Origin of the sequence: Alloyangia pacifica (genome assembly GCF_003111685.1) — a bacterium.
Classification (GTDB): domain Bacteria; phylum Pseudomonadota; class Alphaproteobacteria; order Rhodobacterales; family Rhodobacteraceae; genus Salipiger; species Salipiger pacificus_A.
On sequence record NZ_CP022190.1, the window covers coordinates 923,461 to 946,618 of the forward strand.

Sequence of the window (23,158 nt, forward strand, 5' to 3'; positions counted from 1 at the left end):
CTGGCTCCGCGCCGGAACGCAAAGCCAAGCTGCGACAGCCAGGATCAGAGACCCAGGGCCGATTTCACCGCCGGAAGCGCCGGCTCGCCGTCCAGCGTGGTCACGCCGTCGAGCCAGCTGTCGAGCACGTCGGGGTTCGCAGCAAGCCAGGCTTCCGCCGCCGCGTCCGACTTCTCGCCGTCATTGAGGATCGCGCCCATGATCTCGTTCTCCATCTGCAGCGAGAACTCGAGGTTGGTCAGCAGCTTGCCGACGTTCGGGCATTCCTCGACATAGCCCGCGCGGGTGTTGGTGTAGACCGTGGCACCGCCGAAGTCCGGGCCGAACCAGTCATCCCCGCCCGACAGGTAGGTAAGATCGAAGTTCGCGTTCATCGGGTGCGGCTCCCAGCCGAGGAAGACGATGGGGTCGTCCTTTTTCGACAGGCGTGCCACCTGGCTCAGCATGCCCTGTTCCGAGCTTTCCTTGACGTCGAAGTCCTTCAACCCGAAGGCATCCGCCTCGATCATGTCCATGATCAGCCGGTTGCCATCGTTACCGGGCTCAATGCCGTAGATGGTTTCGTCCAACTCATCGGCGTGGGCGGCGATGTCGGCGAAATCCTTGATTCCCAGCGCGGCGCCTGCGGCATTGGTGGCCAGCGTGTACTTCGCGCCCTCGAGGTTGGCGCGCACCGTGTCGACGGTGCCGGCCTCGCGGTAGGGGGCAATGTCGGCCTCCATCGTGGGCATCCAGTTGCCGAGGAAGACATCCATGTCACCCTCTTCCAGCGACACGTAGGTCACCGGCACGGAAAGCACGCTGATCTCAGTGTCATAGCCCATCGCCTCCAGCACGGTCGTGGTGGCTGCCGTGGTGGCGGTGATGTCCGTCCATCCCACATCCGAGAACCTGACTTTGGAGCAATCTGCAGCGGCGGCGCTTGCGCAAAGAGCGATGGCGGAGGTGGTCAGTACGAGTTTCATAGGGTCCCCTTTTGAGGTTAGCGTGATGAATCTGAGATATTGATTGACGAGTCAATTAATGACAGGCTATCCCGGAAAAGCAACCAAAAATCTCTGGGAGCCCCACATGGCCCGCAAATCCGAGGAAGAAAGACGCAGGGATCTGATCGCTGCGACGATCCGCGAGATCGGTGCCTCGGGCACGCTCAACGTCACGACCAGCCAGATCGCCAAGCGCGCCGGGGTCTCGCCGGGGCTCGCGTTCCACTACTTCCACGACAAGGACACGCTTTTTCTCGCCGCGATGCGGTCTATCCTGTCGGACTACAAGGCAGACGTGACCCGGGCGCTAGCGAGCGCCATCACCCCCGAAGACCGCGTCAATGCCATCGTCCAGGCCAGTTTCGGCATGGGCAGCTTCCGCCGCGAGGCGATCTCGGCATGGGTGAATTTTTACGCACTCGCGCTGCGCTCGGAAGAGGCGCGGCGGCTGCTCTATCTCTATCAGCGCCGGCTGCACAGCAATCTGGTCTACGCGCTGCGCCCCAGAATCGGTGAACGCGCCCCGGATGTGGCACGGCGAATCGGTGGCCTGATCGACGGGCTCTATCTGCGCTACGCGCTCGACACCAAGATGCTGCGCCCGCCCGAAGAGGCGGTCGGCGCGGTCGACGGCTCGGAGGGGGCGCAGCACGTGCTGCGCGCCATCGCCGCCGAATGCACCGAAGTCCACGAAAACGACGACATCTCCATGGCGGACGCCGATCCGGCGCCCATGGCCCCCCTTGCAGGACCTCAGGAGTAATCATGACCTCTGCTTACCAACCCGCTGGCAGCCACTTCATCAACGGCGCCTATGTCGATGACACCGCAGGCGAAAAGATCGAGGTGATCTACCCCCACACCGGAGAGGTGATCGCCACCCTGCACGCCGCCACCCCGGCGATCATCGAGCAGGCGCTGGCCTCGGCAGAAGCCGCGCAGGCCGAATGGGGCGCACTGTCGGGCACAGAGCGCGGCCGCGTGCTGCGCAAGGCGGCTGACCTGCTGCGCGCGCGCAACCGCGAGCTGTCCGAGATCGAAACCCATGACACCGGCAAGCCGATGTCCGAGACGCTGATTGCCGACGCCGCCTCGGGCGCCGATGCGCTGGAATACTTCGGCGGTCTTGCCGGCACGCTGACCGGCGAGCACATCCCGGTGGCAGGCGGCGATTTCGTCTACACCCGCCGCGAGCCGCTCGGCGTCTGCATCGGCATCGGCGCCTGGAACTACCCGATCCAGATCGCCAGCTGGAAGGCTGCGCCCGCGCTGGCCTGCGGCAATGCGATGATCTTCAAGCCCTCCGAGATGACGCCGCTGACGGCGCTGAAGCTCGCCGAGATCCTGATCGAGGCCGGCGCGCCTGCGGGCATCTTCAACGTCGTGCAGGGCTATGGCGCCGTCGGCGCGTCGCTGATCACGGATCCGCGCGTCGACAAGGTCTCGCTCACCGGCTCGGTGCCCACGGGCCGCAAGGTCTACGCCGCCGCCGCCGACGGCATCCGCCATGTCACCATGGAACTGGGCGGCAAGTCCCCGATCGTGGTCTTTGACGATGCGGACCTCGAAAGCGCCGTCGCTGCCGCGATCAACGGCAACTTCTATTCCACCGGCCAGATCTGCTCTAACGGCACCCGCGTCTTCGTGCAGGAGGGGCTGTATGAGACATTCGTCGCCCGGGTCGCCGAGCGCATGGAGAACGCCGTGATCGGCGATCCGATGGACGAGGCCACCACCATCGGTCCGATGGTCTCGGCCCGCCAGCGCAGCATTGTCGAGGGCTACATCGCCAAGGGCGTCGAAGAAGGGGCGCGGCTGGTGAAGGGTGGCAAGGTGCTGGACGGCGCGGGCTTCTACATCGAGCCGACGCTCTTTGCCGATGTCACCGACGAGATGACCATCGCCCGCGAGGAGATCTTCGGCCCGGTCATGTCGGTGCTGAAATTCGCCACCGAGGACGAAGCACTAGCCCGCGCGAACGACACGCAGTTCGGCCTTGCCGCCGGTGTGTTCACCGCCGATCTTACCCGCGCGCACCGCATGGCCGCGGGCTTCGAAGCGGGCACCTGCTACATCAACGCCTACAACCTCACCCCGGTCGAGGCGCCCTTCGGCGGCTCCAAGATGTCGGGTGTTGGCCGCGAGAACTCCAAGGCCGCCATCGCGCATTACAGCCAAGTGAAATCGGTCTACGTCGGCATGAACCCGACCGAAGCCCCGTTCTGAAGGAGGCCGTGATGCAGGCGGACTACGTCATCGTCGGCGCGGGCTCGGCAGGCTGCGCCATCGCCTACCGGCTCGCCGAGGCAGGCAAAAAGGTCATCGTGGTGGAATTCGGCGGCACGGACGCGGGCCCCTTCATCCAGATGCCCGGCGCGCTCTCTTACCCGATGAACATGAAGCGCTACGACTGGGGCTTCGAGTCCGAGCCCGAACCGCATCTTGGCGGGCGCCGCCTTGCGACGCCGCGCGGCAAGGTGCTGGGCGGCTCGTCCTCGATCAACGGCATGGTCTACGTGCGCGGCCACGCGCGGGACTTCGACACTTGGGAAGAGATGGGCGCGCAGGGCTGGGCCTATGCCGACGTGCTGCCCTACTACAAGCGCATGGAGAGCTGGCACGAGGGCGGTCACGGCGGTGATCCGGACTGGCGCGGCACCTCGGGCCCGCTGCACGTCTCGCGCGGCAAGCGCGATAACCCGCTCACCCGCGCCTTCGTCGAGGCTGGGGTACAGGCGGGCTACGAGGCGACCCATGACTACAACGGCGAGAAGCAGGAGGGCTTCGGCCCCTTCGACGCGACCATCCACAAGGGCGAGCGCTGGTCGGCCTACAAGGCCTACCTCAAGCCCGCCATCGCCACCGGCAATGTCGAAGTGGTGCGCGGGCTCGCACGCAAGGTCGTGATCGAGAACGGCCGCGCCACCGGCCTCGAGATCGAGCGCAAGGGCAAGGTCGAGGTGATCACGGCCGGCAAGGAAGTGATCCTCGCGGCCTCCTCGATCAACTCGCCGAAGCTGCTGATGCACTCGGGGATCGGCCCGGCCGAGCACCTCAGGGAACACGGCATCGAGGTCGTCGCCGACCGTCCCGGCGTCGGGCAGAACCTTCAGGACCACCTCGAGCTCTACATCCAGCAGGCGGCGACGCAGCCGGTGTCGCTGTTCAAGTACTGGAACCTCTTCGGCAAGGCTTATGTCGGCGCGCAATGGCTCTTCACCCGCAAGGGCCCGGGCGCCTCGAACCAGTTCGAGAGCTGCGCCTTCGTGCGCTCGAAGCCGGGCGTGGAATACCCCGACATCCAATACCACTTCCTGCCCATCGCCGTGCGCTACGACGGCAAGGCGGCCGCCGAAGGCCACGGCTTTCAGGCCCACGTCGGCCCGATGCGCTCCAAGTCGCGGGGCGCGGTGACGCTGAAGTCCGCCGACCCCAAGCACGCCCCCAGCATCTTCTTCAACTACATGTCGCATGAGGATGACTGGGTCGATTTCCGCACCTGCATCCGCCTCACCCGCGAGATCTTCGGCCAGGAGGCCTTTGCCCCCTACCGTGGCCACGAGATCCAGCCCGGAGACGCCGTGCAGACGGACGAGGAGCTGAACGATTTCATCCGCGCGCATGCCGAAAGCGCCTACCACCCCTGCGGCACCTGCCGGATGGGGGCGGCCTCCGATCCGATGGCCGTGGTCGATCCCGAGTGCCGGGTGATCGGCGTCGAGGGGCTGCGCGTTGCCGACAGTTCGATCTTCCCGCAGATCACCAACGGCAACCTCAACGCGCCCTCGATCATGACCGGAGAGAAGGCCTCGGATCACATCCTCGGCAAGCACCCTCTGCCCCGCGACAACGCCCAGCCGTGGGTACATCCGGAGTGGAGAACGGCACAGCGCTGACGCCTTTCTCGCGCCGCCACACCGGCGGCGCGGATGCTGCCCGGGGATGACCCGGCGTTGCACAACTCCCTGATGCCGCGACTCACTTTTCAGGCTACGCTTGTCCCAGGCAAGAGCAGGACAAGAAAATGATCACCCCATCCCCCCGACCATGGGTCAGGGCGGGCGCATTGATCGTCGCACTGGCGGCAACCCTGGGTGGTTGCGGCAGTTCGGCGCCGCGCACCGCGACCCTCTCCCCAAGCGAAACCCAGGCGCTCTACGTGCGAGAGAACCGCGCCTCCGGCATCCCCCACCGCTTCGGCGACACCAAGCCGCATGACTGGGGCGCAATCAGCCCGGCCCGCTACCCTGTGCATGGGCTCGACGCCGCGCGCTATCAGGGCGTGATCGACTGGCACGCGGCGCGCGGCGCGGGTATCCGCTTCGGCTATCTCAAGGCGACCGAGGGTGGCGATCACATCGACCCGGCCTTCGGGCAGAACGCCGCGGGGGCCCGCTCCGCGGGCGTGCCTGTCGGTGCCTATCACTTCTACTACTTCTGCCGCCCGGCGCACGAGCAGGCCGCGTGGTTCATCGCCAACGTGCCCAAACGGCGCGGCGACCTGCCGCCGATCCTCGACATGGAGTGGAACCACCTCTCGCCCACCTGCCGCATCCGGCCGCCCGCGAGCGAGGTGCGCGCCAGCATCCGCGAGTTCTCGCGGATCGTCGAGCGTCACTATGGCACCGCCCCGGTGATCTACACGACGCCGGACTTCTACGCCCGCAACGATCTCGGCAGCCTGCGCGGCACTGAGTTCTGGCTGCGCTCGGTCACTGCGCACCCCTCGGAGCGCTATCCCGACGAACGCTGGAGCTTCTGGCAATACACCGGCACCGGGCTGGTGCCCGGGGTGCGCGGGCCGGTGGATTTGAACGCCTTCGCCGGCAACGAGGCGACCTGGCAGGCCTGGCTCGCGGCGCGCAGCCAAGGGTAGCGCCGCCCTGCACATCCTCACCCGGGACCGACCAGGCGCCGGGTGAGGCATGTACGCGTCTGTCCTCTTGCAAAAAGAACATCCTCCGGCCCGGCCCGCCACCCGGCGAACAGCCCCCGCGTGCCCTGCCACAAGCCGGAACACCCTCCCAGCCCTGCAGGCATGATACACTCCGCCGCACAGTACCCCTGCGCCCGCAAGTGCCCGGTAGGGCTTGCGTCCCCGGCCCATATCCGGTCTATCGCGCCGCGGGAGGAGGCCGGACGGAAACAAGAGACTCGGATGGCCGACGTGCAGACATCAGGTGCCGCGATCACCTTCGACAAGCTGGGAAAGTCCTTCGACAAGAAGGGCTCCGGCAAGGTCATGGCGCTCGAGGATATCAGCCTCGACGTCGCCCCCGGCACGATCACCGGGATCATCGGGCGCTCCGGCGCCGGCAAATCCACGCTGCTGCGCATGGTCAACGGCTTGGAACAGCCGACCTCCGGCGCGGTCACCGTCGCCGGTCATGACGTCGGCCGCGCCAGCGGCGCGGCGCTGCGGCGCATTCGGCGCGACGTCGGGATGATCTTCCAGCATTTCAACCTGCTGAGCTCTCGCACGGTCTACGGCAACGTCGCCCTACCGCTCGAGATCGCGGGCGTGCCCGGCGCCGAGATCAAGCGCCGCGTCGATGACCTCATCGCCCGCGTCGGCCTCGAGCAGCTCAGCAGCCGCTATCCGGCGGAACTCTCGGGCGGCCAGAAACAGCGCGTCGGGATCGCCCGCGCCCTCGCCACCCAGCCCAAGGTCCTGCTCTCGGACGAGGCCACCTCGGCGCTCGACCCCGAGACCACCCAGACCGTGCTGAAGCTGCTGGCGGACATCAACCGCGACCTCGGCCTGACCATCCTGCTGATCACCCACGAAATGGCCGTGGTGCGCGACATCGCCAGCCACGTGGCGGTGATCGACGGCGGCCGCATCGTCGAGGCGGGATCGACCTACGAGGTCTTCGCCGCCCCGCAGCACCCGACCACCCGTTCCTTCCTGTCGGGGATCACCGGCATCACCCTGCCGAGCTTCATCGCCGGCAAGCTGGTCGCCGAGCGCCCGCAAGGCGACAGCCAGGAGGTGATCCGCATCACCTTTGCCGGGCAACACGCCACCGACCCGATGCTGGCCAAGCTCACCTCCGAATTGGGCATCCCGGTCAACATCCTGGCCGGCGCGATCGAGGAGATCGGCCCGCATCCCTTCGGCAACCTGCTGGTCTCGGTCGACGCGGACCGCGGCGCAGAAGCCCGCGCCTTTCTTCAACGCCACGAACTGCTCACGGAGGTGCTGGGCTATGTCGGCTAACCTCATCAACCTGCTGATCGAAGCCACGCTTCAGACCCTCTACATGGTCGCCATCTCGGGCGCGCTCGGCACGCTCTTCGGCCTGCCCATCGGCGTCTATCTGGCCGTCTCGCAACGCGGCGAGCTGCTGTCCTCGCCCTTGGTGAACAAGGTGCTCGGCCTCGTTGTCAACGCGACGCGCTCGGTGCCCTTCATCATCCTCGTGGTGGCAATCATCCCCTTCACCCGGATGATTGCCGGCACTTCGATCGGCACCACTGCCGCCATCGTGCCGCTGACCATCGCCGCCGTGCCCTTCATCGCGCGGCTCGTCGAAAACGCCATCCGCGAGGTCGACAGCGGCCTCATCGAGGCGGCCCGGGCGATGGGCGCAACGCCCTTCCAGATCATCCGCAAGGTGCTGGTGCCCGAGGCGCTGCCCGGCATTACCCTTGGCCTGACGCTCGCCCTCGTCAGCCTCATCGGCTACTCGGCCATGGTCGGGGCCGTGGGTGGCGAAGGCCTTGGTGATCTTGGCATCCGCTACGGCTACCAGCGTTTCATGCCCGAGGTGATGCTGGCGGTGGTCGTGATCCTCATCGTGCTGGTCCAGCTCGTGCAATCCCTCGGCGAGGGTCTGGCCCGGCTGGTCGACAAGCGCGCGCCGCGCAACCGCGGCCGCTGACTCCATAATAAGAACACAGATGGAAGGAGAAATCCCATGAAGCGTATGATCCCCCTCGTCTCCGCATTGGCCCTGATGGCCGGCACCGCGATGGCCGAAGACATCAAGGTCGGCGTCTCGCCGGGCGAGCACGCCGAGATCATGGAAGAAGTGGCGAAGGTTGCCGCGCCCATGGGCCTCAACATCGACGTGGTCGAATTCTCGGACTACGTGGTGCCCAACCAGGCGCTGGCCGACGGCGACATCGAGGCCAACTCGTTCCAGCACGAGCCCTACCTCGACAACCAGATGAAGGACCGCGGTTTCGAACTGGCGCCGGTGGCGACAACCATCACCACCCCGATGGGCGTCTACTCGGACAAAGTCACCGCGCTGGACGGCTTCCCCGAGGGCGGCTCCATGGGCATCCCCAACGATCCCACCAACGGCGGCCGCGCGCTTCTGGTGCTGCAACAGCTCGGTCTGATCAAGCTCGCCGAGGGCACCGGCCTCGTGCCGACCGTGCTCGACGTGGTCGAGAACCCCAAGGACATGCGCTTCCAGGAGCTCGACGCGGCGCAGCTGCCGCGCTCGCTGGCCGACCTCGATGCCGCGCTGATCAACACCAACTACGCGATTGCCTCGGGCCTGAACCCGAAGGAAGACTCGATCGCCATGGAAAGCGCCGACAACCCCTACGTGAACATCATCGTGGTGCGTAAGGGCGACGAGGAGCAGCCCTGGGTGAAGCCGCTGATCGACGCCTACCACAGCCCCGAGATCAAGGCCTTCATCGAAGAGAAGTACCACGGCACCGTGCTGACCTCCTGGTAAGCCGCGGTCGGCGGGCGCCCTGCCCGCCGCGCCATGAAAAGCGAAGGTCCGCCGCGGATGTCGCGGCGGGCCTTTTCCATTGTGCTCGGCGCCGGTGTCAGCCCATGCGCTCCGGCGCATACTCCCCCGGGCCTGCCGGCAAGACCACGGACAGAAGGAAGGTCTTGCTCTGCGCAACCCCGTTCTGGAGCGCCTCTTCTTGAGCCATCACCTCTGGCAAAACCCTCATCGCATCAAACACTTTCAGCGGCAAGTTCGCGTGCTCCGACCTGCAGGAGGTGGAGCAGGTGCGGAGCGAAGCTGTTCCACACGTCGATGCGGAAGCGGGTTTCGGCGTCGCGCCAGAGGATCACGGTGGCGCCGTCAAAGAGCGTGCGGCGGGCGGAGCCGACCGGGATCGCGTCGATGTCGCGGGCGCAGCCGATGGTCATCAGCTCGGCGGCGCGCGGGCCTTCGATGACGAAGCTCACCTCGCGGGCGGTGATCTCCACCAGGCTGTGCGGCAGACGCGCATAGACCCCGGCGCAGGCGTCCACGACCGGCGCGGGATCGGCGGCCAGCACCAGCCATTCGTCGGGACCGAGGCAGGCGAGCTCGACCGCGCCCTTCACGGTCTGCCCGATCGTGCGCGGCAGCGCCACGCCGAGCGCCTGTTCGAGCGGTGCAAGGTCGCCGCGGGCGCGCAGCGAGAAGCGCGGCCTGGGCAGGATCGAGCTGACCTTGGCGGCCGGTGTCTCGACCTGCGTGGCGGGCGGGAAGGCGGAAAGCGGAGCGTTCATCAAGGCCTCCTCAGATCTTCAGGCGGGCATTTTCGGGATCGACGAAGACCGTCGAGGTGATCTTGGCGGCGATGGTGCGCTCCGGCATCGGGATATGGACGGTCTCGCCCATCCGCCCGTGACCGCCCTGCACCAGCGCCAGCGCGATGGGACGGCCCGCCGCATCGGAGTGGTAGGACGAGGTCACATGGCCGACCATGGTCATCGGGATCGCCTGCTTGGGGTCGAAGACGATCTGCGCCCCCTCCTCGAGCTTGCTGCCATCCTCGGTCAGCAGGCCGACCAGCTGCTTGCGGCCCTCGGCCACCAGGTCGGGCCGCGCCAGCCCGCGCTTGCCGACGAAGTCGGGCTTGGCCTTGCCCACCGCCCAGCCCATGCCCGCGTCGTAAGGCGTGACCGTGCCGTCGGTGTCCTGGCCGACGATGATATAGCCCTTTTCGGCGCGCAGAACGTGCATGGTTTCCGTGCCATAGGCGCAGATGTTAAAGCGCTGCCCGGCCTCCCAGAGCAGCTCCCAGAGCTTGCGGCCCATGGGCGCGGGCACGTTGACCTCGAAGCCGATCTCGCCGGTGAAGCTGACCCGGAAGAGCCGCGCCGGCATGCCCGCCACGGTGCACTCCACGCAGGACATGTGCGGGAAGGCTGCCTCGGTCAGCTCGACGCCCTCGACCAGCGGGGCGAGCAGCTTTGCGGCCTCGGGGCCATTGAGCGCGATGGTCGACCAAGCTTCCGTGGTCGAGGTCAGCCAGACGTCGAGGTCGGGCCATTCGGTCTGCAGGTAGTCCTCCATCATGTTCAGCACCCGCGCCGCGCCGCCCGTGGTGGTGGTGACGTGGAACTTGTCCTGCGCCATGCGGCCGATGACGCCGTCGTCGCGGATGAAGCCGTCGTCGCCGCAGAGCAGCCCGTAGCGGCAGCGGCCCGGGGCGAGCTTGCTCCAGGGGTTGGTGTACATGCGGTTCATGAACTCGACCGCGTCGGGGCCGACCACCTCGATCTTGCCCAGCGTCGAGGCGTCGAAGATGCCGACGCCGGCGCGGGTCGCCTTGCACTCGCGGCGCACCGCGGCCTCCATGTCCTCGCCCGGCCTGGGGAAGTACCAGGCCCGGCGCCACTGGCCGACCGGCTCGAAGACCGCGCCCTGCTCCTCGGCCCAGAGGTCGATCTGGGTCTTGCGCGTCACCTCGAAGTGGCCGCCGCGGTGATAGCCCGCGAAGGCGCCGAAGCTGGTCGGCGTATAGGGCGGCCGGAAGGTGGTCAGACCGACCTGCGGCTGTTTCTTTCCAAGCGCATCCGAGGCGATGTTGAGGCCGTTGATGTTGGACATCTTGCCCTGGTCGGTGGCCATGCCGTTGGTGGTGTAGCGCTTGACGTGCTCGATCGAGCGCATGCCCTCGCGCACCGCCAGCCGCAGGTCCTTGGCGGTCACGTCGTTCTGGTAGTCGACGAAGGCCTTGGCCTTGCCGGGGCTGAGGTCGGTCGGCAGCTCCTTGTGCGACACGCCGGTGCCGGCGCGGTCCTGCGCCACGGTGTAGCTGGCCGCGTCGGCGGATGTGCCGAGCGCCAGCGCCACCTCCCGGCCCTTCTCGGCGCCGTCGTTCAGCGCCGCCGCGATGCCCCAGATCCCGCGGCTGGCGCCGGCGATGACGCAGTCCTCGGGGGTGCGCTCGGGCAGGAAGGTGGTGCGGTCCTCGTCCCAGGCCAGCGTGCCCTTGGTGTGCGAGAAAAGATGCAGCGAGGGCGTCCAGCCGCCCGACATCAGCACCGCGTCGCAGGCGATCTCCTCGCCGCTGCCCACCTTGCCGCCCGAGACCGGGTTGAGCCGGATCGAGGCGACCCGCAGGCGGCCCTTGGTGGCTGTGGCGGTGCGGCCGAGCTTGACGGGGATCCCGCGCTGGCGCGCGCCGGTCAGCAGCGCCTCGTCAACGGTTTCGCGCGTGTCGGCGATGGCCTGCACCCTAGCGCCGGCGTCGGCCAGATCGAAGGCGGCGTACCAGGCGCTGTCATGCGAGGTCAGCACCACGGGGCGCTGCCCGACCAGCACGCCGTAGCGGTTGAGGTAGCTCTGCGCCGCGCCCGCCAGCATCACGCCCGGACGGTCGTTGCCGTGGAACACCAGCGGCTTTTCCAGCGCGCCCTGCGCCAGCACCACCTGCTTCGCGCGCACCCGCCACAGCCGCTCGCGCGGGGTGTCGGCGGGCAGGTTGGGCAGGTGGTCGGTCAGCCGCTCGCAAAGACCGATGAGGTTCTGGTGGTAATAGCCGATGGCGGTGGTGCGGGTCATCACCTTCACGCCCGCCGCTTTCAGCGCGGCCAGCTCGGCGGCGACCCAGTCCCAGGCGGCGGTGCCACCGATCTGCGCCTGCGGCTCCGAGAGCAGCGTGCCGCCCACTTCCGGGTTCTCGTCGACCAGCACGACCTTCAGGCCCGCCTCTGCCGCCACCCGCGCCGCGGCAAGGCCCGAGGGCCCGGCGCCGACGATCAGCACATCGCAATGCAGGTTGCGCGAGGCGTAGCTGTCGGGGTCTTCCTCGGTGGGGCTGACGCCAAGGCCCGCGGCGGCGCGGATGAAGGGCTCGTAGACCTTGTCCCAGAAGCTGCGCGGCCACATGAAGGTCTTGTAGTAAAACCCTGCCGAGAAGAGCATATAGGCGGCATCGTTCACCGCGCCGACGTCGAACTTCAGGCTCGGGTACTTGTTCTGCGAGCTGGTTTCGAGCCCGCCCCAGATCTCCTGCACCGTGGCGCGGGTGTTGGGCTCAAAGCGGCCCGGGCCGCGGCGGGTGCCGATGAGCGCGTTGGGCTCTTCCGAGCCCGCCGCCACCGGCCCGCGCGGGCGGTGGTACTTGAACGAGCGGCCCATCAGGTGCACGCCATTGGCCAGCAGCGCCGAGGCGACGGTGTCGCCCTCGTAGCCCTGGTAGGTCTTGCCGTCGAAGGTGAAGTTCACCGGGCGGCTCGGGTTGACCCGGCCCTTGCCTTCAACACGGCCGGAAACGCGATGGCTGCTCATTTCAGGCCCTCCTTCAGCGCGGCGAGATCGGGACGGGGCGCGCCCGCCTTGTAGGTGGTGAGGAACTTGTCGGTGATGGTGTTGCGCACGGCGTTGAAAAACCGCCCGCAGCCATGCAGGTGGCGCCAGCGCTCGAAATGGTCGCCCTTGACGTTGGCGCGCATGAAGAGGAACTGCTGCCAGTCCTCGTCGCTCATCTCCGAGGGGGTTTCGGGGCGGGCAATATGCGCCTCGCCGGCATAGGTGAACTCGACCTCGGGCAGCGTCTCGTCACAATAGGGGCAATGAATCAGGAGCATGGGCGTCGTCCTTAATGTGCAGACATCATCGCGCGCAGGTCAGTGCGCGACCGCGGCGGCGGCCGCTTCGTCGATCAGCCGGCCGGTGCGGAACCGGTCGAGGGTGAAGGGCGCGTTGATCGGGTGCGGCTCGTCCTTGGCGATGGTCCAGGCGAAGACATGCGCCGAGCCCGGGGTGGCCTTGAAGCCGCCCGTGCCCCAGCCGCAATTGACGTAGAGGTTCTTCACCGGCGTCTTGCCGATGATCGGCGAGCGGTCGGGGGTGTTGTCGGTGATCCCCGCCCATTTGCGCAGCATCCGCATGCGGTTGAAGATCGGGAAGACCTCGGAGATCGCGGCGATGGTATGCTCGATCAGCGGCAGCCCGCCGCGCTGGGAATAGCTCACGTATTGGTCGGTGCCGCTGCCGATCACCAGCTCGCCCTTGTCCGACTGGCTGCAATAGGCGTGCACGGCGTTGGACATCACCACGCAGGGGAAGATCGGCTTCACCGGCTCCGAGACCAGCGCCTGCAGCGGCATGCTCTCGAGCGGCAGGCGCACGTCGGCGGTGGCCATCACCTGGGTGTTGTGGCCCGAGGCCGAGACCGCGACCTTGCCCGCCTTGATGAAGCCCTTCTCGGTCTCGACGCCCGCCACCGAGCCGTCGGCATTGCGCCGGATCGCGGTCACCGCGCAGTTCTGGATGATGTCGACGCCGCGCGCCGCCGCGCCGCGGGCATAGCCCCAGGCCACGGCGTCGTGCCGTGCGGTGCCCGCCCGCTCCTGCAGCGCGCCGCCCATCACCGGGTAGCGCGCGCCGCGCGAGATGTTGATCGGCGGGCAGTATTCCTTGCACTCCTCCGGCGTCAGCCAGCGGTTGTCGACGCCGTTGAGCCGGTTGGCATGCACGTGGCGCTTGAAGCTCTGCACGTCGTGCACGGTGTGCGCCAGCATCAGCACGCCGCGGTTCGAGTACATGACGTTGTAGTTCAGTTCCTGGCTGAGATTTTGCCAAAGGTCGACCGAATGGTCGAAGAGCCGCGCGCTCTCGTCGTAGAGGTAGTTGGAGCGGATGATCGTGGTGTTGCGCCCGGTGTTGCCGCCGCCGAGCCAACCCTTGTCGATCACCGCGATATTGGTGATCCCGTGCTGGGTGGCAAGGTAATAGGCCGCGCCCAGACCGTGCCCCCCCGCCCCGACGATGACCACGTCGTACGCGGCCTTCGGCTGGCTGTCCGGCCATTGCTCTGTCCAGTCCTTGTGACCGGTCACGGCGTTCTTGAGAAGGGAAAAGGCGTTGAAGCGCGTCATCGGCGGGCCCCGGATTGGAGGAGAGTGCTGGGGACCCTTGCTAAGCCATCCGGGTCACTTCCACGTGTAGAATTGCGCCACAGAAAATGAACTGAAGCGTCATGAGCCGGATTTCCGACGCGGTGAGGCCGCTCTCTCGGCGGCGCGAGGCGCATCTTCCCCTGCCCGCCGCATCTCTGTAGGATTACGCCAGTCCATGAAGAATCCCGCCATGCCGTCTGCCTTGCCCACCAAACGCCTGCGTGTCGCATTCCTTCTCGCGGGGCGCTTCACCCTCTCGGCCTTTGCCAATTTCGTCGACGTGCTGCGGCTCGCCGCCGACGAGGCCGACCTGTCGCGCCCAATCCTCTGCGACTGGACCGTGCTCTCGGACACGCTCGGGCCGGTCCGGTCGAGCTGCGGGGTGCGCGTCCAGCCCGACACGCGCCTGCGCAATGCCGGGAGCTACGACTACCTGGTGGTGGTCGGCGGGCTGATCAGCGACGAGGTGGCGCTGAGCCCGGCGGAGCTTGCCTATCTCAGGCGGCAGGCAGCAGCGGGGGTCCCGGTGGTCGGTCTCTGCACGGGCGTCTTCATCCTGCAGGAGATGGGGCTGCTCAAGGGCTACCGCTGCTGCGTGAGCTGGTTCCACCACCAGGATTTTGTCGACCGGTTCGAGGCGGAGACGCCGGTGTCAGACCAGATTTTCGTGGTCGACCGTGACCGGCTGACCTGTTCGGGCGGGCACGGGGCTGCGCACCTCGCCGCCTTTCTCGTGCAGCGCCACATCGGCCAGTCGGCGGCGGTCAAGAGCCTCAACATCATGATGATCGACGAGGCGATGAGCGGCGAGAAGGCGCAGCCCGGTCAGGCACTCACCCGGCGCGCCCGCGACGAGCTGGTGAAACGCGCGGTGCTGCGCATGCAGCAGCACATCGAATTGCCGAAACCCATCGACGAGATCGCCCGCGAACTCGGGACCTCTCGCCGAACGCTGGAACGGCGGTTCCTCGCGGATCTCAGGCAGACCCCGCTCAAGGCCTACATGGAGCTGCGGCTCGAGCGCGCGCTGATCCGGCTGCGCAGCAGCGATGCCTCGGTGACCGAGGTGGCGCTGGCCTGCGGCTTCTGCGACGGGCCGCACCTGTCGCGCACCCTAAAGGCCGAGCGCGGTATCACCCCCGCCGAATACCGCAAGGCGCGGGGCGGCAGCGATCAGGAGCTGGCCGTGGGAGTGCTGCTGCCAAGGCCGGACTGACCCAGTCGGAACCCTGCCACGCCGCGGCGTGTTGGCCTCTGGCAAGGAGGCCAACCATGCTCACCGACATTTTCTCCTCCCCTTGGTTCCTCGCCGCCTGGCTGGCGCTGATGATCCCCTCCGAGATCGTGCTGATCCGAGACCTGAGACGCAACAACGCCCACTTGATGAGCCTGATGAAGCTCGTTTGGGGGCTGACCGTGCTCTATTCCGGCCCGATCGGCCTCGCCGTCTACTGGACCTGCGGCCGCAAGGAGATCATAACCGACAGTCTCTGGCGACGCGGCTTCCGCTCGGTGGCGCATTGCTATTCGGGCTGCGGGCTGGGCGAGATCACCGGGGTCATGCTCGCCGTCGGGTTGCTGCGTTTCGGCAACCTCGGCACGGCGCTCACCACCTTCGTCTTTGCCTATGTCATCGGCTTTCTGCTGACGCTCGGGCCATTGGTGCAGGACGGCGTGCCGCTGCACAAGGCGCTGAAGGACACCTTCATCGCCGAGACCCCGTCGATCGCTGTCATGGAGATCGTTGCCATCGGCGTCGACCTGTCGCTGGCCGGCAATGCCGGGATGGGCGAGGTGATCTTCTGGTCCTCGATGATCGTCTCGCTGAGCTGCGGGCTCTTCGCCGCTTACCCTGTGAACCTGCTGCTGCTCAAGTTCGGCGTGAAAGAGGGCATGATGGATCCGCGGATGACCGATCATGGCGAGAACCCCTCGACGGAAAGCCCTCACGCTCACCGCCAAGGCTCGGCCATGAAGCACGGGTGATGTCTCGAGCGGGGCGCATGATGCGCGCGCCCTGCCACTCCAAAGGCAGGGTGCGCGACGCCGTGAGGGCCTACGGTGTCAGGCCGACGCCTTGGCGTAGCCGAGCGGCGTCACCGCCTCGCGGATCTCGCCTAGGATGGCGGGATCGTCGATCGTCGCAGGCGTCTTGAACTCGGCGCCATCGGCGATCTTGACCATGGTGGCGCGCAGGATCTTGCCCGAACGGGTCTTTGGCAGGCGGTCCACCACCGTGCAGAGCTTGAAGGCCGCGACCGGTCCGATCTGGTCGCGCACCAGCTTCACCGCCTCGCGGACCACCTCGTCATGCGGCCGGTCGCAGCCGGCGTTGAGGCAGAGGAACCCCATGGGCAGCTGGCCCTTGAGCGGGTCGGTCACGCCGATCACCGCGCATTCGGCGACATCGGGATGGTTCGACAGAATCTCTTCCATCGCGCCGGTCGAGAGCCGGTGCCCAGCCACATTGATCACGTCGTCGGTGCGGGACATGATGTAGAGATAGCCCTCCTCGTCCTTCAGCCCCGCATCTCCGGTCTCGTAGTAGCCCGGGAAATGGGTGAGATAGGCGGACTTGAAACGCTCCTCGGCATTCCACAGCGTCGGCAGCGTGCCCGGCGGCAGCGGCAGCTTGATGGCGATGGCGCCCAGCTCTCCGTCCTTCACCTCGTGGCCGCCCTCGTCGAGGATGCGCACGTCATAGCCCGGCATCGGCACCGAGGGCGAGCCCAGCTTGACCGGCAACTGCTCGATCCCCAGTGGGTTGGCAGCGATGGCAAAGCCGGTTTCGGTCTGCCACCAGTGATCGATCACCGGAACGTTCAGCTGGGTCTGCGCCCATTGGATGGTGTCGGGATCGGCGCGCTCCCCGGCGAGGTAGACCGCTTGAAGGCAGCTGAGGTCGTATTTCTTGACGAACTCCCCCTTGGGATCCTCGCGCTTCACAGCGCGGAAGGCGGTGGGCGCGGTGAAGAAGCTCTTCACCCTGTGCTCGGAGATCACCCGCCAGAAGGTGCCCGCGTCGGGGGTGCCGATGGGCTTGCCCTCGAAGACGATGGTGGTGTTGCCGTGGATCAGCGGCCCGTAGCAGATATAGCTGTGACCCACGACCCAGCCGACGTCCGAGGCCGCCCAGAAGCGGTCGCCCGGTTCGACGTTGTAGACGTTCTTCATCGTCCAGTTCAGCGCCACCAGATGACCGCCGGTGTGGCGCACGACGCCCTTGGGCTGGCCAGTGGTGCCGGAGGTATAGAGGATATAGGCCGGGTGATTGCCCTCGACCGGGACGCATTCGGCAGGCTCGACGCCGTATTGGAAGCCGTGCCAGTTCACGTCGCGGCCGGGGGTCAGCGTTGCAACCTCCTGCTCGCGCTGGAAGATGACGCAGAAGTCGGGCTTGTGGGTGGCAGCGTCGATGGCACCGTCGAGCAGCGGCTTGTAATGCACCACTCGGTTCGGCTCGAGCCCGCAGGAAGCGGCGATGATGCACTTGGGCTTGGCGTCGTCGATGCGCACCGCCAGCTCGCGCGCGGCAAAGCCGCCGAAGACCACCGAGTGGATCGCGCCGAGCCGGGCGCAGGCAAGCATCGCCTCGAGTGCCTCGGGGATCATCGGCATGTAGATGATGACCCTATCGCCCTTCTCGACGCCCTTGGCCCGCAGCGCGCCGGCCAGGGTGGCGACGCGGTTGCGCAGCTCGACATAGGTGATCTCGCGCTTGGTGTGGGTGATCGGGCTGTCCCAGATGATCGCCACCTGCTCGCCCCGGCCGTTCTCGACATGACGGTCGACCGCGTTCCAGCAGGTGTTGGTCAGCCCGTCGGCGAACCATTCGAACATGCCCGCGCCCCGGTCGAAGAGCGCCTTCGAGGGGGCCTTGTCCCAGTCGATCGCCTCGGCGGCTTGCATCCAGAACCCCTCGGGGTCCGACGCCCAGCCGGCATAGATGTCCTTATAGCCCATGGTGCCTCCTCCTCGCGCCCGTCTCCACAGCGGTGCGCAATTTTGATACGGCTCGGAGCTGTCACCCGGCAAGTCTGTTACCGCGCACAGGGACAGAAGGACGCAGAAGTTTGCTGTTTTTTGCGAAGCACCGGCGAAAAAAATTTGCAAAGCCGCGAGGACTGCAAATTCTTCTGCAAACCGCGCCATTTTTTGCAAATTCGGCGCAACCGTTCCATGGAGAACGACCAGCGCGGACGGGAGAATCGCAATGACGGCGGAGCCTGGAGTGTCGGCCGCGGCGCCAGAGCGCCGCGGCCGGGCTCGGATCAGCCGTAGTGCGCCACCGGGGTTCCGGCGACGGCGGCCATGTTGAGCAGCCCGCGCGCGGTGATCGAGGGGGTGACGATATGTGCGCGGTTGCCCATGCCCATGAGGATCGGCCCGACTTCCAGACCGCCCGCCTTCACCTTGAGGATGTTGCGCACGCCCGAAGCGGCGTCGGCCTCGGCGAAGACCAGCACGTTGGCCGCGCCCTGCATCCGGCCGTTGGGCAGCAGGCGCGCGCGCAGCTCGGGGTCAAGCGCGCTGTCGACATGCATCTCGCCCTCGTAGACGAAGTCACGCGGTGCGCTGTCGAGGATTTCGAGCGCCTTGCGGATACGCGGGCCAGAGCCGTCGGCCTGATTGCCGAACTGCGAGCGCGAGCAGAGCGCGACCTTGGGCTCGAGGCCGAAGCGCCGAACGTGACGCGCTGCGCCGATGGCGGTCAAGGCGATCTGCTCGGGTGTCGGCTCGATCCAGATCTGCGTGTCCGAGATGAACAGCGGACCGTCTTCGAGGATCATCATCGACAGCGCGCCATGCGGCTGCGCCCGTTCGCTGCCAAGCACTTGCGTCACATAGTTGAGGTGCCAACGGTACTCGCCGAAAGTGCCGCAGATCAGCGCGTCGGCCTCGCCACGATGCACCATGACCGCGCCGATGGCGGTGGTGTTGGTGCGCATCACCGCACGGGCGAGATCCGGCGTCACGCCCCGCCGCGCCATGATCCCGTGGTAGGTTTCCCAGTAGTCGCGGTAGCGCGGGTCGTTCTCGGGGTTCACCACGTGGAAGTCGCGGCCCGGGCGCACGGTCAAACCAAGACGCTCGCAGCGCATTTCCAGCACCTCGGGGCGACCGATGAGGATCGGCGTTTCGGTGGTCTCTTCAAGGATGGCCTGCGCGGCGCGCAGCACACGCTCGTCCTCGCCCTCGGCGAAGACGATCTTGCGCGAAGCGGTGGCGGCGGCCTCGAACACCGGACGCATCAGCAGGGCCGACTTGAAGACGCTGGCGTTCAGCTTGTCCTTGTAGGCCTTCAGATCGGCGAGCGGCCGCTGCGCCACGCCGGTCTCCATCGCCGCCTTGGCCACGGCCGAGGAAACCACGGCGGAAAGCCGCGGATCGAAGGGCTTGGGGATCAGGTAGTCGGCGCCGAAGGTCAACTGCTCGCCATGGTAGGCAGCGGCGGCCTCGGCCGAGGTGGTGGCGCGGGCCAGCGCCGCGATCCCCTCGACGCAGGCGACCTGCATGGCGTCGTTGATCTCGGTCGCGCCGACGTCGAGCGCGCCGCGGAAGATGAAGGGGAAGCACAGGACGTTGTTGACCTGGTTCGGAAAATCGCTGCGGCCAGTGGCGATGATCGCATCCGGCGCGACGCTGCGCGCGAGGTCGGGCATGATCTCGGGCGTCGGGTTGGCCAGCGCGAAGATGATCGGGCGCGCGGCCATATTGGCCACCTGCTCGGGTTTCAGAACGCCGGGGCCGGAAAGCCCGAGGAAGAGGTCCGCGCCCTCGATCACCTCGTCCAGCGTGCGCTTGTCGGTGGCCTGAGCAAAAGCGGCCTTCTGCGGGTTCATGTCTTCCTCACGGCCCTCATGGACCAGGCCGTGGATGTCGCAGAGCCAGATGTTCTCGCGCTTGACGCCGAGCTTGACCAGCATGTTGAGGCAGGCGATGCCCGCCGCGCCGCCGCCCGTCGAGACGATCTTGATGTCCTCGAAGGACTTGCCGGCCACGTGCAGCGCATTGGTCGCCGCGGCGCCCACCACGATGGCTGTGCCGTGCTGGTCGTCGTGGAAGACCGGGATGTTCATCCGCTCGCGGCAGATCTTCTCGACGATGAAGCAATCGGGCGCCTTGATGTCCTCAAGGTTGATCGCCCCGAAGGTCGGCTCGAGCGCACAGACGATCTCGGCCAGCTTCTCGGGGTCGGGCTCGTTGAGCTCGAGATCGAAGCAGTCGATATTGGCGAATTTCTTGAAGAGGACCGCCTTGCCTTCCATCACCGGCTTCGACGCCAGCGGGCCGATATTTCCGAGCCCGAGCACCGCAGTGCCGTTCGAGACCACCGCGACGAGGTTGCCGCGCGAGGTGTAGCGCGCGGCGTTGGCGGGGTCCGCCTTGATCTCGAGGCAGGCCTCGGCAACGCCGGGGGAATAGGCGCGGCTCAGATCCCGTCCGTTTGCCAAGGGCTTGGTCGCGCGGATCTCGAGCTTACCGGGCTTGGGGTTCTCGTGGTAGAAAAGCGCCGCCTGACGCAGGCTTTCCTGAGCGGTATCGGTCATGTCTTAGGCCTCCCATCGAAGATGGTTCAACGTTGAACAATCTGCCCATGCGGGCTCGGGGGCCGGGTATCAGGATTTGCGATGCCGGTAAACGAAAAACGCCGGACAGCCCATCACGGCTGTGTTTGGAAGGGCGGAGACCTGCCCGCCCCGCCGCTCTCGAGCAGGGCCGTGATCGGGCCGCGTGGTCAGGACGCCGGAGGGGTGGTGCCAGCAAGATCGTCGAGCTCGGCGATGCGCCGCTCGGCTTGCCAGAGGGTCAGCTCGGCGTCAAAGGTCTCGCCCGCGCGTTCGGACAGATCACGAAGGCGCTGCTCCTGCTCAGCGGTCATTGGCTGGCGCGGATCGGGCGGCACATCCATGGCGGCGTCGATCGGGCGCGGGCTGGTCATGAAACTCATCGTGGTTCCTCCTTATGGGGCACTCAACGCGGGTTTGCGGGCGCGGTTCCATGACACCGCGGAAACAGGGCAGAAACACAACGAAAACGTGGCAGAGACAGCGCAAATCCCGCGAGGGCAGCGGCATTTGGCGGCGTGACAAGCCGCGGGCATCTGCCTATAACGCCCCGCGAAAGCCGTGACGCATCCCGATGCACCTCCCTATGAACCCGAGGAGTTTCTTCCGCATGACCACCCTGGTTTTTGGCCACAAGTCCCCCGACACCGACTCCACCGGCAGCCCGATCATCTGGTCGTGGTACCTCAGCGAGGTGAAGGGCGTGGACGCCAAGCCCGTGCTGCTGGGTGAGCCCAACACCGAGGCCGCCTTCATGCTCGAGCACTGGGGCCTCGAGAAGCCCGAGATCATCGCCGACGTCGAGGCCGATGCGCCCGTGGTGATCGTCGACACCAACAACCCCGCCGAGCTGCCCGCCTCGATCAACAGCGCCGACATCCGCGCCATCATCGACCACCACAAGCTGGTCGGCGGGCTGGAAACCAAAGGCCCGATCGACATCACTGTCCGCCCGCTGGCCTGCACCGCCACCATCATGATCGACCTGATGGGCAAGGACTTCGTGAAGATGCCCGAAGCGATCAAGGGCGCGGCGCTGACCTGCATCCTGTCGGACACGCTGGCCTTCCGTTCGCCGACCACCACGCCGCACGACCGCGCCGTCGCCGAAACGCTGGCGGCCGATCTCGGCGTCGAGATCCCCGACTTCGCCGTCGAGATGTTCGCCGCCAAATCGGACGTGTCGGACTTCTCGGACGCCGAACTGATCCGCATGGACAGCAAGGAGTACGAAGTCGGCGGCACCAAGTTCCGCGTCTCGGTGCTGGAGACCACCGCGCCCGAGATCCCGCTTGGCCGCAAGGACAGCCTCATGCAGAGCTTCAAGACCGTCGCCGCCGAGGATGGCGTCGACGAGGTGCTGCTCTTCGTGGTGGACATCCTCAAGGAAGAAGCAACGCTGCTGGTGCCGAACGATCTGGTGAAGACGGTGGCCGAAAAGAGCTTCGGCGCGAGTGTCGAGGGCGACACCGTGGTGCTGCCGGGCATCATGTCGCGCAAGAAGCAGATCATCCCGAACCTGAAGGTCTGAGCCGCCGCGCCGCGCAGACCCCCAAGGGCACCCCGGCGGGTGCCCTTTTTCGTGCCCTTTGTCCCGTGACCTCCCTGCCCGGAGCCCTGCCATGACCGACCTCGTCACCCTCTCCGACGCCGATCTCACCCTCACCGTCGCGCCACTCGGCGCCGAGCTGCAGAGCTTTGCAAAGAGCGGCAAGGAGCTCCTCTGGCAGGGCGATCCTACGTGGTGGTCCGGCCGTGCGCCGATCCTGTTTCCGATCGTCGGCCCCGCGCCTGGCGGGCGCCTTCGTATCGACGCGTTCGAGTCGGAGATGGCCCAGCACGGCTTTGCCCGCCAGAGCCAATTCATGCTCGAAGAAAGCTCCGCAACCTCCTGCCGCCATGTGCTGATCGACAGCGAAGCGACCCGCGCGCAATACCCATTTTCCTTCCGGCTGGCGGTGACTCACGCGCTCGAAGGTGGCACGCTGAAGGTCTCCGCCGATGTCACCAACACCGGCGATGCGCCGCTGCCCTTCTGCCTTGGCTTTCACCCCGCCTTTGCCTGGCCGCTGCCGGGCGCCGAGGGCCGGCCGCATGAGGTAACGCTCGCCGACAAGGCCGAGCCAGCGCTGGCCCGGATCGACGCTGGACGTCTCGGCGACGCCCGCCTGCCCTCGCCCTTCAGCAACGGCAAGCTCACTCTCGCCCACGAGCAGTTCGAGGCGGACGCGATGATCTTCCCAGAGGGCGCGGGGACGGCGCTCTCCTATGGCGCGGAGCACGGCCCGAGGCTCGATTTCACCTTCGAAAACCTGCCCTTTCTCGCGCTTTGGCAAAAGCCCGGCGCGCCCTACCTCTGTGTCGAGCCCTGGCATGGGATGCATGCGCTCCAAGGCGCCTCGTCCCAGCTCTCGGAACGTCCCGGCGCGCTAAGCCTCGCTCCCGGCGAAGGCGCGAGCTTCGGCTACACCGTCACCCCGCATCTCTGAGCTCCGCGGCGC

General features: G+C 66.9%; 19 protein-coding genes. 11 read left to right on the forward strand and 8 right to left on the reverse strand.

What is annotated here, in order from left to right; all coding sequences use genetic code 11:
- Nucleotides 1-44: 44 nt before the first annotated feature.
- Complete coding sequence (gene choX, locus CEW88_RS17240) at nucleotides 45-965, reverse strand: choline ABC transporter substrate-binding protein (RefSeq protein WP_108969210.1); 921 nt, start codon at nucleotides 963-965, stop codon at nucleotides 45-47.
- 106 nt (nucleotides 966-1,071) lie between these two features.
- Between choX and betI the strand changes: the two genes are divergently transcribed.
- The 7 genes from betI (at nucleotide 1,072) to CEW88_RS17275 (ending at nucleotide 8,683) form a co-directional block, all read left to right on the forward strand.
- Entirely contained in the window at nucleotides 1,072-1,749 is a 678-nt protein-coding gene (gene betI, locus CEW88_RS17245) for a transcriptional regulator BetI (protein WP_108969212.1), read from the forward strand.
- 2 nt (nucleotides 1,750-1,751) lie between these two features.
- The gene (gene betB / locus CEW88_RS17250) at nucleotides 1,752-3,212 is read left to right on the forward strand and encodes a betaine-aldehyde dehydrogenase (RefSeq protein ID WP_108969214.1); all 1,461 of its coding nucleotides are present in this window, start codon (nucleotides 1,752-1,754) and stop codon (nucleotides 3,210-3,212) included.
- Nucleotides 3,213-3,223: 11 nt separating this feature from the next.
- On the forward strand, nucleotides 3,224-4,882 hold the full coding sequence (gene betA, locus CEW88_RS17255) for a choline dehydrogenase (RefSeq protein WP_108969216.1): 1,659 nt from the start codon (nucleotides 3,224-3,226) through the stop codon (nucleotides 4,880-4,882).
- A gap of 128 nt (nucleotides 4,883-5,010) precedes the next feature.
- Entirely contained in the window at nucleotides 5,011-5,862 is an 852-nt protein-coding gene (locus tag CEW88_RS17260) for a glycoside hydrolase family 25 protein (RefSeq protein ID WP_108969217.1), read from the forward strand.
- A 282-nt stretch (nucleotides 5,863-6,144) separates the two neighbouring features.
- Nucleotides 6,145-7,206: a methionine ABC transporter ATP-binding protein gene (locus CEW88_RS17265; RefSeq protein ID WP_108969219.1), complete on the forward strand. Its 1,062-nt coding sequence runs from the start codon at nucleotides 6,145-6,147 to the stop codon at nucleotides 7,204-7,206.
- Entirely contained in the window at nucleotides 7,196-7,870 is a 675-nt protein-coding gene (locus CEW88_RS17270; protein WP_108969221.1) for a methionine ABC transporter permease, read from the forward strand. The genes CEW88_RS17265 and CEW88_RS17270 overlap by 11 nt, the downstream gene beginning before the upstream one ends.
- Before the next feature lie 36 nt (nucleotides 7,871-7,906).
- Nucleotides 7,907-8,683 carry a MetQ/NlpA family ABC transporter substrate-binding protein gene (locus CEW88_RS17275; protein WP_108969222.1) on the forward strand — a complete coding sequence of 259 codons (777 nt, stop codon included), beginning with the start codon at nucleotides 7,907-7,909 and terminating at the stop codon, nucleotides 8,681-8,683.
- Nucleotides 8,684-8,916: 233 nt separating this feature from the next.
- On the opposite strand, the gene CEW88_RS17280 is transcribed toward CEW88_RS17275, so the two are convergent.
- From CEW88_RS17280 to CEW88_RS17295, 4 genes are read right to left on the reverse strand one after another with little or no spacing between them, the layout of a single operon-like run.
- A complete protein-coding gene (locus CEW88_RS17280) occupies nucleotides 8,917-9,462 on the reverse strand; it encodes a sarcosine oxidase subunit gamma (protein ID WP_108969224.1) in 546 nt (181 codons plus the stop codon).
- A 10-nt stretch (nucleotides 9,463-9,472) separates the two neighbouring features.
- A complete protein-coding gene (locus CEW88_RS17285) occupies nucleotides 9,473-12,475 on the reverse strand; it encodes a sarcosine oxidase subunit alpha (RefSeq protein WP_108969226.1) in 3,003 nt (1,000 codons plus the stop codon).
- Complete coding sequence (locus CEW88_RS17290; RefSeq protein WP_108968789.1) at nucleotides 12,472-12,774, reverse strand: sarcosine oxidase subunit delta; 303 nt, start codon at nucleotides 12,772-12,774, stop codon at nucleotides 12,472-12,474. Before CEW88_RS17290 ends, CEW88_RS17285 begins: the two co-directional genes overlap by 4 nt.
- Before the next feature lie 39 nt (nucleotides 12,775-12,813).
- Nucleotides 12,814-14,067 carry a sarcosine oxidase subunit beta family protein gene (locus CEW88_RS17295; protein ID WP_108968787.1) on the reverse strand — a complete coding sequence of 418 codons (1,254 nt, stop codon included), beginning with the start codon at nucleotides 14,065-14,067 and terminating at the stop codon, nucleotides 12,814-12,816.
- Between the two features lie 196 nt (nucleotides 14,068-14,263).
- Between CEW88_RS17295 and CEW88_RS17300 the strand changes: the two genes are divergently transcribed.
- Complete coding sequence (locus CEW88_RS17300) at nucleotides 14,264-15,304, forward strand: GlxA family transcriptional regulator (RefSeq protein WP_217626454.1); 1,041 nt, start codon at nucleotides 14,264-14,266, stop codon at nucleotides 15,302-15,304.
- A gap of 56 nt (nucleotides 15,305-15,360) precedes the next feature.
- Complete coding sequence (locus CEW88_RS17305; RefSeq protein WP_108969230.1) at nucleotides 15,361-16,074, forward strand: DUF4396 domain-containing protein; 714 nt, start codon at nucleotides 15,361-15,363, stop codon at nucleotides 16,072-16,074.
- A gap of 78 nt (nucleotides 16,075-16,152) precedes the next feature.
- Here the strand turns inward: CEW88_RS17305 and prpE are convergent, their stop codons facing one another.
- The 3 genes from prpE to CEW88_RS17320 form a co-directional block, all read right to left on the reverse strand.
- Complete coding sequence (gene prpE / locus CEW88_RS17310; RefSeq protein ID WP_108969231.1) at nucleotides 16,153-18,051, reverse strand: propionate-CoA ligase PrpE; 1,899 nt, start codon at nucleotides 18,049-18,051, stop codon at nucleotides 16,153-16,155.
- A gap of 308 nt (nucleotides 18,052-18,359) precedes the next feature.
- Entirely contained in the window at nucleotides 18,360-20,639 is a 2,280-nt protein-coding gene (locus CEW88_RS17315; protein WP_108969233.1) for an NADP-dependent malic enzyme, read from the reverse strand.
- A gap of 188 nt (nucleotides 20,640-20,827) precedes the next feature.
- A complete protein-coding gene (locus CEW88_RS17320) occupies nucleotides 20,828-21,040 on the reverse strand; it encodes a DUF3072 domain-containing protein (RefSeq protein ID WP_108969235.1) in 213 nt (70 codons plus the stop codon).
- Nucleotides 21,041-21,267: 227 nt separating this feature from the next.
- Between CEW88_RS17320 and CEW88_RS17325 the strand changes: the two genes are divergently transcribed.
- Nucleotides 21,268-22,188: a manganese-dependent inorganic pyrophosphatase gene (locus CEW88_RS17325; protein ID WP_108969237.1), complete on the forward strand. Its 921-nt coding sequence runs from the start codon at nucleotides 21,268-21,270 to the stop codon at nucleotides 22,186-22,188.
- A 91-nt stretch (nucleotides 22,189-22,279) separates the two neighbouring features.
- Nucleotides 22,280-23,146 (forward strand): aldose 1-epimerase family protein, encoded by an 867-nt coding sequence (locus CEW88_RS17330; RefSeq protein ID WP_108969239.1) that lies wholly within the window; start codon nucleotides 22,280-22,282, stop codon nucleotides 23,144-23,146.
- The last annotated feature ends 12 nt before the right edge of the window (nucleotides 23,147-23,158 follow it).